The organism is Pseudomonas sp. MS646 (assembly GCF_036693845.1).
GTDB lineage: Bacteria > Pseudomonadota > Gammaproteobacteria > Pseudomonadales > Pseudomonadaceae > Aquipseudomonas > Aquipseudomonas chlororaphis_E.
This window is the reverse complement of record NZ_CP144763.1, coordinates 5,172,982-5,185,571: the sequence shown is the minus strand read 5'-3', so window position 1 is coordinate 5,185,571 and position 12,590 is coordinate 5,172,982. Positions and strand designations below refer to the sequence as shown.

The following is a 12,590-nucleotide window of genomic DNA, read 5'->3' as shown; positions in this document are numbered from 1 at the left end:
CACTTTCCGTTATCCACAAGTGGCCGACCCTTGCTTATCGAGTCTCGTCGCCGCGCCTATCTGACCGCCATGCAGGTGGTCAGTTGGCTGCCGCGTACCGAATTGCCCTTCGCCGCCCCGTCGCGGCCCGAGCTGCTGGACACGCCCGAGCCGCTGGACGTTGCGCCGGTGCCGGCGATGCCGGTGGCCCGGGCGCCCGCCGAACCGTCGGTGCCGATGCCCGAGCGGCCTAAACCCGAGCGGCCGAAAATCGAAGTGCCGCGTCCGAGCCTGGCCTCGACTCGTACCAACGCCAAGCCGATGGAAGAGGCCGAAGAGGCCGCGGCCCCGGACAAGGCCCCTCCGGTCGCGCCACCGCGGTTCGCCTTGCAACTGCTGCGCGCGGGACGTTGCCTGCTGCTGGTGGAGTTGCCCACCGGCGAGCCGTTCCAGAGCCGAGACCCGGCCTACCTGCTGCTCAAGGACATGCTGCGCGCCGCCGGCCTGCCGGACAGCCCGCAGATCATCGGCGAGCCGGTGCGCTGGCCGCTGTTGTCCCGTGGGGCACTGGACCAGGGGCCGGAGGCGGCGCGGGATTTCGTCCAGGGATTTGTCTCGGCCCGGCTCGAGGACGAGCCCTGCGTGTGCCTGTGGCTGATCGGCCTGCCGGCGGTGAAGTTCGCCGGCGAGGCAGACGCGCAGGCATTCAATCGCGAACTGCAGGTCGAAGGCCTGGGCTCGGCCTGGGCGTTGCCCGGGCTGGAACTGTTAATGGAAACGCCACAGCGCAAGGCTGACGTCTGGCAAGCCATGCGCCGGCTGATGGCGCGTTGGAAAGAATCGAATGAGTGACGCTGTATCGTTCCGCCCGATGACCGAGGCGGACCTCGACGCTGTGCTGAAAGTCGAATACGCCGCCTACAGCCACCCTTGGACCCGGGGCATCTTTCTCGACGGGCTGGGCAAGTACCAGATCTGGCTGATGTTCGAAGGCCAGCAGCAGGTGGGTCATGGCGTGGTCCAGATCATCCTGGATGAGGCGCACCTGCTCAACATCACCGTCAAGCCGGAAAACCAGGGCCGCGGCCTGGGCTTGCGCCTGCTGGAACACCTCATGTCCATCGCCTACAAGGCCGAGGCCCGGGAGTGCTTCCTGGAAGTGCGCGACAGCAACCGCACGGCGTTTCGGCTGTATGAGCGCTACGGTTTCAACGAAATCGGCCGGCGCCGCGATTACTACCCGGCGGTGGGCGGGCGTGAAGACGCAGTGGTCATGGCGTGCACGCTGGTGGATTGATGGTCCAACGGGCATGACGCATGCCCTTGTGGGAGCGGGCTTGCTCGCGAATGCGGTGTGTCAGCCGAAAGACTCGTTAACTGACACACCGCATTCGCGAGCAAGCCCGCTCCCACATGAGAGGTCTAGCGCTTACCATCCAGCGGATCGATGTCGGACATTTCGGCCTCGTCCAGGCCATCGCCGCCACCGATGTCATCCTCATCCACCACGCTCAGGTCCCAATCCGCCTGGCCATCGTCGCCCGCTTCGAGGGCATCCCGGGCGCCGTCTTCGCGAATCAGGGTCTCGGGGCTCAGGTCGTCGTCGGTCGGCTGGTGATCATCCGTCGAGGCGCCGGTCAGGCCCGCTTCGCGCACCCGCTCACGGGGCATCAGGTGTTCGCGCTCGTTTTCCGGCAGCTCGTCGCCGATCTTCGCGCTGGGCTGTTCGTCGTCGAATGCCAGCTCGTGCATCGAGCCCATGCGGTCTTCGTTGTCGTCGATCGGTTCCGGCTGCGCTGCGTCGAAGGGACGTCGTGAATCATTCATGGCAATTCCTCATACTGTGTTACTGGGTGGACCCGCCGCGGTGCCGAGAATTCCAACGGCGTCACCGAAGTGACCTCTACAGCCTGTCGGCTGTCAAAGTTGCGCACTATTCTCGAGGGCAAGAAGCATGAACGAATTACAAGATCTGATTGATAACAACGCGCGCTGGGCCGATGCGATCAAGCAGGAGGATCCTGACTTCTTCGCCAAGCTGGCTCGTCAGCAGACCCCGGAGTACCTGTGGATCGGCTGTTCCGACGCGCGGGTGCCCGCCAACGAAATCGTCGGCATGTTGCCGGGCGACCTGTTCGTCCACCGCAACGTGGCCAACGTGGTGTTGCACACCGACCTCAATTGCCTGTCGGTGATCCAGTACGCGGTGGACGTGCTGAAGGTCAAGCACATCCTGGTGACCGGCCACTACGGCTGTGGTGGCGTGCGGGCCTCGATGCAGGACCGCCAGTTGGGCCTGATCGACGGTTGGCTGCGCTCGATCCGCGACCTGTACTACGAGCACCGTGAGACGCTGGCCCAATTGCCAACCGAAGAGGAGCGCGTGGATCGCCTGTGCGAGCTCAACGTGATCCAGCAGGTGGCCAACGTCGGCCATACCAGCATTGTCCAGAACGCCTGGCATCGCGGGCAGAAGCTGTCGATCCACGGTTGCATCTACGGCATCAAGGATGGGCGCTGGAAAAGCCTGGACACCACCATCAGTGGTTTCGAGCAGTTGCCGCCGCAGTATCGGTTGCGTCCCGTCGGCGCGCCGTGACCTCGGCGGGTCAATCGCGATGACACCGATGGCGCCAGTGCTGTAGGAACTCCATCCCCTGCTCGTTGGGCGGTTCGTCATAACCTGTGATCCAACCGTGACAGTTGGACGAACCGCACCGACAGGCAAACTGGCGATACAGCTTCTGTTCGGTGCTGGCGCGGTCGGTGGTCAGGCTGTCGCCCCTGACGATGCGGGTCAGGGCCCACAGCCACAATTCGCTCATGTCGAGAAAGACGTTCGGATTGCAGGAATGCTCCAACAGGCCGGCGAAGTGCGGGTCGTACATGTGCACGTCCGGCAATATCTGCAGTGTATGCGGGCCTCGTCGGCCCACCAGTAGCCCCGAAACCCGGCAGATGCGTTCCATGGGGGCGAAGTTTCGCTGAGTGATGACGGCGAAACCGCGTCCGTCCGCTGTCCGCAGGACTTGAAAATCCCGGGCCGAGGGATACTGCAGTCGCGTACTGAGTGCCTTTTGGGGATAGATGCAATCCCCGATCCGCGAACGGGCTTGATATGGACTGGAAGTGGTCATGACTGTCCTTGTCTGCAAGGTAAGCTTTCAGCGCCGGCGATCCTGCCAACACTCGTCGTACTCCACAGCTTCCCCCAAGTCCTGCCTGATGGCTACTGTCAACTCTGACAGGCGCGCCGAGCGCTTGCCGCTGTCAGCGCGCGCTGACAGAGGCAAAGGGCTTTGGCTTATACCGGTTCGGCAGGCAACGGCATCGGTGCCTTGAGTTGCGGAAGTTGCGTCTTGATCGCCGGCGTATCGCAGGTTTTAGCCGCTTCTTCCGGAGTCAGCTTGCGAATCGTGGTGTAGAACAGCTCGCAGGTCTTCTCCTTTTGCGTGACTTGCCAGGTCTGCGTGCACTGGTTCAACTGCGTGGTCGGGTCGGTGCCCGGCTTGCTGCCCATGCCGGCTTGCCAGCAGGCCGCGCTCAGGTCCTGGCCCATGACCTTCAGGCCCGCCGCATCGGCCTTGGCTTCATCCCCGTCGTAGTTGTCCTTGTCGGCGGCATACCAGATATAGCTCGGATGATTGGAGCCCAGCACCGGGACCGGGGTGCCGCCAGCCGGCGTGATGGTTGCCAGGCCGAGCACGTTCACGGTTTGGCCGTACTGGGTCTTGATCCAGTTCCGCACGGGAGCGCCGAAGGCCACCATGGGCAGCGAGGCGCCGCCGGTGGTCTGTGTCAACTGCTTGACCATGGTGGTCTGGTAGGCGTTGAAGTAACCGTAGAGCCCTTCCAGGGTCTGGCCGGCGTTGGACGGGGCCGCGATGGGGGCGATGTCGATGATGGTCTGGTAGCCCGGCGTCTGCGCGGCGGGGACGCCGTTGTCGGTCAGCAGCGAGGCCCAGCGGTCAGTGGTGGCCGACTCGAGGTAATCCTGGGCCTGGGTCAGGGAGTAATCCGGCGGGAAGTGCAGCAGTTCGATGCTCTTGCGGTTTTCCAGGGCCATGCCCAGAGGTAGGAACAGGTACCAGTTGTAGGCCCATTTCTTCTCGCTGTTGAGTTTCGTCGCGCCGGTGTAGGCCAGGTCTCCGGCATTGAGCAGCGCCGTCAACGGCTGGCCATAGCCCTTGGGCACTCCGCTGATGTGGGCGTAAACCTTGTCCTTGTCGCGTTTGACGCTGACCTTGGCCGTGCCATAGCCGTCGCGCTGCACGCTCTGGGTCAGGTAGTGCTCGACGGTCTGCTCCAGGGTCCAGTTGCGGAAGCAGATGACGTTGCAGTTGTTGGGGTAGGCGAAGAGGCGGGTGACGCGTTCGGTGCTGCCCAGCTGTACATCGATATCGGCCGCGTGGGCGGCGGCACTGAAGGCCAGGGCGGCAAGAGAACATACGGCGAGTTTTGACATGCTCAGATCCTTTTCAGCGTGGAGACCCCTCGATAGGGTGTCTCCATACTGAAACAGACCGAGCTGAAGAAACAGTGGGCCAAGGGAAATATCAGCGTTTTTTTATGGCTTTATGGCATCACTGGCGGCAAATAAGACAACGTCGTTCCCAGCGCCCACAACAGCGCCAGCACCAGGGGCGTGTGCACCAGCAATTGCACGAACGAGAACCCGATCAGGTCCCTGGCCTTGAGCCCCAGCACGCCCAGCAGCGGCAGCATGTAGAAGGGGTTGATGAGGTTCGGCAAGGCTTCGGCCGCGTTGTAGATCTGCACCGCCCAGCCCAGGTGGTAGTTCAGGTCATTCGCCACCTGCATGACGTAGGGCGCCTCGATGATCCACTTGCCACCGCCCGAGGGAATGAAGAATCCCAGCACCGCCGAGTAGACGCCCATCAGCAAAGCGTAGGTGTCATGGGACGCGACTTGTACGAAAAAGGTCGAGATGTGGTGGGCCAGCGTCTGGGCATCAGTACCCTTGACCGTGGTCAGCAACGCCGCAATCGAGCCGTACAGCGGAAACTGGATCAGCACGCCGGTGGTGGTCGGCACCGCGCGGGCCACGGCGTCCAGAAAACTGCGGGGCCGCCAGTGCAACAGCGCGCCCAGCATCAGGAACAGGAAGTTGTAGGTATTGAGCCCGGAGATGGCGCTGATCGCCGGCTTCGTCGAAAACTCATGGAACAGCCAGCCAGCGGCCAGCAGCACCAGGGCGATGGTCAGCAGCGGGCTGTGCTCCAGCCATTCGCCGGGCCGGGTGCGAGGTTGCAACGCCGGCATGCTGAAGCTCGGATCGATGCCGCACGCGGCGGCGTCGCGGGCGCTGTTCGGCCCTGGGGCGGTGGCGTAGGCGACGATCAACGAGATCACGATCAGCGCCAGCAGCATCACCCCGGACTGCCAGAGAAAAATGGTCTGGGTGAATGGAATCACCCCGGTGATCGACAGAATCGACGGCGGCAGGCTCGCCGGGTTGGCCTGCAACTGCGCGGCCGACGACGACAGTCCCAGGGCCCACACCGCCCCCAGTCCCAGATAGGCGGCGGCACCGGCGGCGCGATAATCCATCTTCAACTCGGTACGACGGGCGAGGGCACGTACCAGCAGGCCGCCGAATACCAGCGACAGCCCCCAGTTGAGCAGCGAGGCGACCATCGAGATCAAGGCCACCCAGGCGACGGCGGAGCGTCCATTGCCCGGGATCCGCGCCAGGCGATCGATCAACCTCACGGCCGGCGGCGAGCTGGCGACCACATAGCCGCCGATGACCACGAAGGCCATCTGCATGGTGAACGGGATCAGGCTCCAGAACCCATCGCCGAAGGCCATGGCCGCCGCCGTGGGCGTGGCACCGATGAATTGCGTTGCCACGGCGACCACCAATACCGCCAGCGCGGCGAAGACCCAGGAGTCGGGGAACCAGCGCTCGGCGAAACTGGAACAGTGCAAGGCGAAGCGGGCGCTACGGCTGTCTTCGATGTCGGTGGTCACGGTCGTTACCTCGATTTTTATGATTGGTCTTGAGGGGGCTCTGGAGCGGTGAGGCTCCGACAACGGTAGAACAATCCACTGACCATGAAAGCGGGGCCGTGGTTCGCGAGCCGGCAGGAATATTCACCGCCGACCAACGGTACTCTTCAGAAAAAATTTGCCGGGCCGATGGCAAGGGAAAGGAACTGTCAACTCTCCTGCCTGGAGCATGCTATATGTTCAACAATCGCCTGAAGCAGGAGCTGTTGGCTCTTCGCCAAGAACTGTCCAGTCTCATGCAGGTAAAGGAAAGCCTGGATCGAGAAATGCTGGCCATGACCCTGGATGTCGACGGACGCATCCAGACGGTCAATCAGAACTTTCTCGATCAAATGCAGTACCGGAGCCAGGACCTGATCGGCCGACCGGTCGAGGACCTGGTCCCGGCCTACCTGAGATCCAACGAGTTCCAGCTTCGCTTCAAGACGGCGCTGACCCGTGGCGAGCATTTTTCTGGTGCCGTACGTATTTTGCGTGGCAACGGTCAGGAAGCCTGGCTGCGTTCGATCCTGCAACCGGTACTCAATGCCGAGGGGCGGATCCGTTTTTTCTCGATGTACTCCAACGACCTGACCCGCACGATCGAGGGTTCGCGCGAGCATGAAAACCTGATCGGTGCGCTGGTGCGTTCCACGGCAGTGATCGAGTTCGACCTGGAGGGCCACGTGCTGTCGGCCAACGACCGTTTCCTCAATGCCATGGGATACAACCTGGCGCAGATCAAGGGCAAGCATCACCGCATGTTCTGTGAGCCGGAGGAATACAACAGCCCGTCTTACCAGCATTTCTGGAAGCGCCTGAACAGTGGTGAGTTCGTCGCCGGTCGCTTCAAGCGCATTGACAGCAACGGTCGCGAAGTCTGGTTGGAGGCGTCCTACAACCCGGTGCTCGACGCCAACGAGCGGTTGTACAAGGTGGTCAAGTTCGCCACCAACATCACCGATCAGGTCAACCAGGAAAAAGCCGTCGCCGAGGCCGCCAACATCGCCTACAGCACCTCGTTGCAAACCGATAACAGCGCCCAGCGCGGCACCACGGTGGTGACCCAGGCGGTGGATGTGATGCGCGACCTGGCCCGGCACATGCAAACCGCCGGCGAAGGCATCGAAGCACTCAATGAGCAGTCCCTGGTGATCGGGACCATCGTCAAGACCATCAGCGGCATCGCCGAACAGACCAACCTGTTGGCGCTCAACGCCGCGATCGAGGCGGCCCGGGCCGGCGAGCAGGGCCGTGGCTTTGCGGTCGTGGCCGATGAGGTCCGGCAGTTGGCATCGCGTACCAGCCAGGCGACGGATGAGATTGTCGGCGTGGTTCGCCAGAACCAGGACATGGCGCGCAACGCCGTGGCGCTGATGACCGACGGCCAGCACCAGGCCGAGCAAGGCCTGGCCCTGGCCGCCGAAGCGGGGTCGGTGATCGTCGAGATCCAGGACGGGGCGAAGAAGGTGGTCGATGCGGTGAGCCAGTTCGCCAACCAGCTGTCCACCTGATGCCATGAAGTTATTGTTTTTTACATATTAATTATTGTATTGCGATAATTTCGTGGCTATGTTTTGGGCTCCCTTTATTGATGGAGCCCTCACATGTCATCGAATCGTCTTGCCTCTTACAGCCAGCGCATGGCCGCCATCACGCTTGTCTTCATTGTCGTGATGATGGTCGTCAACACTGGCGCCTGGCTGTTTCCCGAGGTGGCCGCACGTTATGGCCTGGGTTTCGCCCTGACTGAGCGTCAGCTGTCGAGCATGTCCGAAGAAGCGATGCACTTGGCCGGTTGGCAACGCCTGGGCGCCATCCTCTTGTCGAGTATCCCGTTGCTGGCCCTGGCACTCGGGCTGGCGAACCTGCGCCAACTGTTCAAGCGCTACGCCCAGGGCCTGTATTTTTCCAGCGAAGCCGCGGTGTATCTGGGCAGGGCCGGGCGTGCGGTCGCGTTGTGGGTACTGCTGGATTTCCTCTGCGAGCCGTTCCTCAGCCTGCTGGTGACGATCCACGCGCCGGTCGGCCAGCGCCTGCTGACCCTCAGCGTGACCGCGCCGTCGTTTGTCGCTTTGTTTCTCGCGGCCTGTATTGCGATCATTGCCCGGATACTGTCCCAGGCCAGTGAAGTCGATTCAGAAAACCGAACCTTCGTTTGAGATCCCCATGCCTATCGTGATTCAACTTGATGTGATGCTGGCGCTGCGCAAGGTCAAATCCAAGGACTTGGCCGCCGGTATCGGCATAACGGAAGCCAACCTTTCCTTGCTCAAACAAGGAAAGGTCAAGGGCATACGCCTGGCGACCCTCGAAGCCATTTGCAGCTACCTGGACTGCCAGCCTGGCGACCTGCTGGTCTACCAACCGCCGGGCGAGGGCGATCAGTCTCCCAGCGCCTGACCCTCGCGGCGTGGATCCGCGCCGCCGGCCAACGCGGCTTTCCCTTGGGCATCACGCACCCGGACGATTGCCTGGGTGCCGCTGGTCATGTCGATTTCGCTGACCGCGTGGCCTTTGTCTTTCAGTGCCTGGATCAGCGTCGGGCTGAACTGGCCCTGCTCCAGTTCGGTAGGGCCGTTGCGGCTGCCGAAGTTGGGTAGGTTGATGGCGCTTTGCGGGTCAAGGTTCCAGTCCAGCAAGCCGATCACCGACTTGGCAACGTATTCGATGATTTGCGAGCCGCCCGGTGAGCCGACGGTGGCCATCCACTCACCGCTCTGGCGATCGAAGATCAGCGTCGGAGCCATGGAGGAACGCGGACGCTTGCCAGGCTCGACGCGGTTGGCAACTTTTTGCCCGTTCTCTTCGGGAATGAACGAGAAGTCGGTCATCTGGTTGTTGAGCATGAACCCCTGGACCATCAAGTGTGAGCCGAACGCCGACTCCACCGTGGTGGTCATGGACACGGCGCCCCCCTGATCGTCCACCGCCACCACTTGGGACGTGGAGATACGCAGCGGCGAGCGGTCCGGTGCATAGGCCACCTGGATGCCCGGCGGTGTGCCCGGCTTGGCGACACCCATGCTGCGAGGGCCGATAAGGCTGGCACGGCTGGCCAGGTAGCCGGGATCCACCAGGCCTTTGACCGGTACGGGGACAAAGTCCGAGTCGGCGACATATTGCGCGCGATCGGCATAAGCCAGGCGTTCGGCCTCGGCGATCAGGTGCACCGCTTCGGGCGCGGGCTCGATGCCGGCCGGCTTATCGGTCTTGTGGGGTTTGAGGGGCGCAAGGGCCAGGCGACTGTCGCGCTGCTCCAGGGCCTGCAAGGTGCCGAGGATTTGCGCCACGGCGATCCCGCCGGAGGACGGTGGCGCCATGCCGCAGACCTGCCAGCGTTTGTAGTCGGTGCACAGGGGCGCCCGCTCCTGGGCGGTGTAGCTTTTGAGGTCGTCCAGCGACAGGCTGCCGGGATTGGCATGGGCACGGACCTTGGCGACGATCTCTTCGGCCACGGGGCCTTGGTACAACGCGTCGGCACCTTCGTTGGCGATGCGCTTGAGCACACCGGCCAGTGCCGGGTTTTTCAACAGGGTGCCGACCGCTTTCGGGCTGCCATCGGCATTCAGGAAATACTTCGCCATGTCCGGTGAGCCCGGCAAGGACGGATCGGCAGCGATCATTGAATGCAATCTCGGCGAGATCGCGAAACCCTGTTCCGCCAAGGCGATGGCCGGCTCGAACAGCGTCGCCCATTTCAGCCGGCCGTGTTTGCGATGGGCCAGTTCCAAGGCCCGTAGTACTCCTGGCGTTCCCACCGAGCGACCGCCGATCTGGGCGGCGGTAAACCCCATGGGCTTGCCGTCGGCTTGCAGGAAAAGCTTTTCCGTGGCGCCGGCCGGTGCCGTCTCGCGACCATCGTAAGTGCGCACGGCCTTGCCATCCCACAGCACGATAAACGCACCGCCGCCGATGCCCGAAGATTGCGGCTCTACCAGCGTCAGCACTGCTTGCATCGCAATCGCCGCATCGATGGCCGAACCGCCGCGCCGCAGCATTTCTCGCCCGGCCTCGGCCGCCAGCGGGTTGGCCGCGGCCGCCATGTGCCGGGTGGCATGTTGGGTTTGCAGATCGGTGCGGTAGCCGGAAGCGATCTCCGGCGCGCTGGGCAATGCCGGTGTCGTCGAGGAGGGTGGGGCCTTGCAGGCGACGAGGGCCAGGGCTACAGCCAGCAGCGAAACGGCTGACAGGCGTTGAAGGTTCGATGGCTGATGTGTGGGCACGTGTCGCTCCATCCGTGGGTCAGGGGTAGGGAGATCGACTGTAGCGATGCGAGGCGTGTGGCGCAAATCAGCGGCTGTCGGAGCGGGCGTGTAACGAGTGGGTTCGCGGCTGCTGCAAAAAGGCTGGGGCCAATGCTTTTCTCGAGGCATAAAAAAACGGCTTATCTTTCGATAAGCCGTTTTTAGTACTTGGTGGTACACAGTCATTTGAACTGATTCTATAACTTACTGAATTAAAAGTATTTATTTGATTGATTTTTGATTTGGCATACAGCTGGGCATACACGATGCTTGTTTGTGGCAAGGTACACCTCCTTACAAGTCCGTCTGCTAAAAGCGTGACTGATGTTGAGCGGGGTGCCTCGATCAAGCTGGGCTTGGTGAAACGAGGCGCCGGTATAGCTATTCCTTTGTCCGTCCCTCGGCCGCCAGGGAGGCGAGGGCTAGAGTGATGAATCCTGAGTTTCTATCCAGAGTGTCCAGTGCGCCTCGGATGCTTTCTGCCACCTCAGTAGATCCTCGTTGCTCAACCCAGTTCGACAGCTCTTCAATTGCAGCCCCCAACGCCAGCTGGTTCTCATTCATGCGCTTCAGCAGTGATGCGAGCAGCGAGACATCTTCCATAAGTGTTCTCCACGGGCCGGGTTCGTTTGAGCTGGGCTGTAAAGCCCCAGCAATCGTGGGCTGTAGCATTGATCACTTTTACGAGACACAGCGGGCGATGGACGCTTGAGCACGTTGAGTCTCTTTCGGCCATCTACAGGACGATCATGTCTGCTATTTGATACCCAAGATTGGTGACTTGGTAGATTTCGCCTTTGTAGCCTTGGCCGACGATGAGACCTTCGGTGGCTAGTTCAACAATCGCCTGTTCCCATTTTGCAACTTCTCGTCGATTGCTGTTTTCTGCAATGAGATTTTTACCATTGGTTTGGACGTCTGTCCCTTCCATGTAGTCGACGTGAATAATCGTACCGTGAGGATCCAAGCTCGCCTCCTTCAGCAAAATCCGAGCCTCACCGGATAGCTTTGGCAGTGATGTGTGGGACTCGACGATTTCGCTGGCGACGCGGTTTTCCGTATTGTTGAACAGGGGGTGCTCGTTGATCTTCAGCTGAAGGTGCCGATAGAGTTTTGTGCGGAAGTCGCTGAGGCTGTCGTAGCTCTCATAAAGTCCACGACTTTGGCATTCGGTCTTGAATTTCTTAACGGCAGCAGCCTGGTCAAGAATGACGGTGTCCATGGCTACAGGTTGAGAGGAGAAATAGAGCATTGCCGGTTTGCCCGATTGAATATGCTTTTCAAGCTCTTCAACGGTGCCGCTGGCATACTCATCAGTGGGGGTGCCAATCCTTGTCCAAAATACTCCTATAAGCAGATCGCATTTTCCTAGGATTTGCTGGTTGATGATGGCCTGAGGAGAAGCCCCCATTTCTGGGGAAGAATGGGACTCCCAGCCAATTGGTAGCAACACAATCTTCCGGGTGTTTGAATTGACCGCGTTCCATTCGTAGATGACGTCACGCACGATGGTGCGTTCAGAAGCAACATCACCTGGAGATGCGATCATCACGTTGAAAGTTTCAGCGACGTAGCTCATTTAACATCCTCTGTGGAATAGCGATATGGAAGCGGTTTTCCTATGGCATGCACCGCCCCTTCAGTAGGCCAACCTTTCTGATACTAGCTGAGCTGCATGTATTTGGTGGCCTTCTTCCAAATGTGCCGGGGACCCTGGGCTTTCTTCAAAGGTACGGGGTAGGAAACCCGCGGGATTGCTAGCGACAGAGATTGCACCTTACTGAGATTTCAACGTTGAAATTGAAAGGAGTATGATGAAAAAAGTGTATCGTTACCGCAACGGTAAAGGTGAGCCATTGTGGTGCTGACAGCAAAACGGTTGCACCTGGTCAACCTGGGGGGTGTCAACCACCTGTCACTGGCGTAGAAAAATCAGTCGCTAACAAGATGCTGCGGGTTCATTGCCCCGTGTCTATCTGAAACGCCCGGGGTTCCAGGCAACATTCCAAGCCCTACTGCAAAGCCTAGTGAACAGCGGTGGACCCGGTTCACTGTTCACTAAGCTTGGCATCGTTCCGCTAACATGATCTGGCAGGTTTCCTACCCCGTTTGTGTCTTATTGTCTCAGGGCCTCGGCTCCTGCTGTACTTTCCTTGCTGTTGGAACTCATCGCTTATGGGAAGTCAGGCAGATATCTATTAAATATCATGTAACTCCTGTAGCTTGAGATGTTAACTTGTTGAATTAAAGGAGGAGAGTCGTTACACCAATTATGGCATTCCAGGTGTGCGGTGTAACAATGATAAACGGTGTGACGCTTTAATCCGCGGGCGGAGACGAAGGCACTCAGCA

At 60.7% G+C, this 12,590-nt stretch carries 13 protein-coding genes; 6 read left to right on the top strand and 7 right to left on the bottom strand.

Annotated features, from left to right (window positions below; genetic code table 11):
• Positions 1–30: 30 nt before the first annotated feature.
• Positions 31–831, top strand: coding sequence for an energy transducer TonB (locus tag V3H56_RS22855; RefSeq protein WP_080964287.1), 801 nt, complete (start codon positions 31–33; stop codon positions 829–831).
• Positions 824–1,276, top strand: coding sequence for a ribosomal protein S18-alanine N-acetyltransferase (gene rimI, locus V3H56_RS22850; protein ID WP_042729250.1), 453 nt, complete (start codon positions 824–826; stop codon positions 1,274–1,276). Before V3H56_RS22855 ends, rimI begins: the two co-directional genes overlap by 8 nt.
• A gap of 125 nt (positions 1,277–1,401) precedes the next feature.
• Here the strand turns inward: rimI and V3H56_RS22845 are convergent, their stop codons facing one another.
• Entirely contained in the window at positions 1,402–1,806 is a 405-nt protein-coding gene (locus tag V3H56_RS22845) for a hypothetical protein (RefSeq protein ID WP_047735985.1), read from the bottom strand.
• Positions 1,807–1,933: 127 nt separating this feature from the next.
• Between V3H56_RS22845 and can the strand changes: the two genes are divergently transcribed.
• Entirely contained in the window at positions 1,934–2,578 is a 645-nt protein-coding gene (gene can / locus V3H56_RS22840) for a carbonate dehydratase (protein ID WP_042729252.1), read from the top strand.
• Positions 2,579–2,588: 10 nt separating this feature from the next.
• Here can and V3H56_RS22835 read toward each other — a convergent pair whose 3' ends face one another.
• The 3 genes from V3H56_RS22835 to V3H56_RS22825 form a co-directional block, all read right to left on the bottom strand.
• Positions 2,589–3,116: a hypothetical protein gene (locus tag V3H56_RS22835; protein ID WP_042729253.1), complete on the bottom strand. Its 528-nt coding sequence runs from the start codon at positions 3,114–3,116 to the stop codon at positions 2,589–2,591.
• A 167-nt stretch (positions 3,117–3,283) separates the two neighbouring features.
• Positions 3,284–4,444 carry a hypothetical protein gene (locus tag V3H56_RS22830; protein WP_047735983.1) on the bottom strand — a complete coding sequence of 387 codons (1,161 nt, stop codon included), beginning with the start codon at positions 4,442–4,444 and terminating at the stop codon, positions 3,284–3,286.
• Between the two features lie 110 nt (positions 4,445–4,554).
• Positions 4,555–5,973, bottom strand: a complete 1,419-nt coding sequence (locus V3H56_RS22825; RefSeq protein ID WP_047735982.1) for a TIGR00366 family protein — start codon at positions 5,971–5,973, stop codon at positions 4,555–4,557.
• 215 nt (positions 5,974–6,188) lie between these two features.
• Here V3H56_RS22825 and V3H56_RS22820 point away from each other — a divergent pair, with 215 nt between their 5' ends.
• From V3H56_RS22820 to V3H56_RS22810, 3 genes are all read left to right on the top strand, one after another.
• Entirely contained in the window at positions 6,189–7,505 is a 1,317-nt protein-coding gene (locus V3H56_RS22820) for a PAS domain-containing methyl-accepting chemotaxis protein (protein ID WP_042729256.1), read from the top strand.
• Between the two features lie 93 nt (positions 7,506–7,598).
• The gene (locus V3H56_RS22815; RefSeq protein WP_047735981.1) at positions 7,599–8,153 is read left to right on the top strand and encodes a DUF2975 domain-containing protein; all 555 of its coding nucleotides are present in this window, start codon (positions 7,599–7,601) and stop codon (positions 8,151–8,153) included.
• Between the two features lie 7 nt (positions 8,154–8,160).
• Positions 8,161–8,394: a helix-turn-helix transcriptional regulator gene (locus V3H56_RS22810; protein ID WP_042729258.1), complete on the top strand. Its 234-nt coding sequence runs from the start codon at positions 8,161–8,163 to the stop codon at positions 8,392–8,394.
• On the opposite strand, the gene ggt is transcribed toward V3H56_RS22810, so the two are convergent.
• From ggt to V3H56_RS22795, 3 genes are all read right to left on the bottom strand, one after another.
• Positions 8,376–10,229 (bottom strand): gamma-glutamyltransferase, encoded by a 1,854-nt coding sequence (gene ggt, locus V3H56_RS22805; protein ID WP_047735980.1) that lies wholly within the window; start codon positions 10,227–10,229, stop codon positions 8,376–8,378. The two genes, V3H56_RS22810 and ggt, sit on opposite strands and share 19 nt — an antisense overlap.
• A 390-nt stretch (positions 10,230–10,619) precedes the next feature.
• Positions 10,620–10,841 carry a hypothetical protein gene (locus V3H56_RS22800; RefSeq protein ID WP_338473899.1) on the bottom strand — a complete coding sequence of 74 codons (222 nt, stop codon included), beginning with the start codon at positions 10,839–10,841 and terminating at the stop codon, positions 10,620–10,622.
• 133 nt (positions 10,842–10,974) lie between these two features.
• The gene (locus tag V3H56_RS22795; RefSeq protein ID WP_338473898.1) at positions 10,975–11,817 is read right to left on the bottom strand and encodes a DUF4062 domain-containing protein; all 843 of its coding nucleotides are present in this window, start codon (positions 11,815–11,817) and stop codon (positions 10,975–10,977) included.
• Positions 11,818–12,590 lie beyond the last annotated feature (773 nt).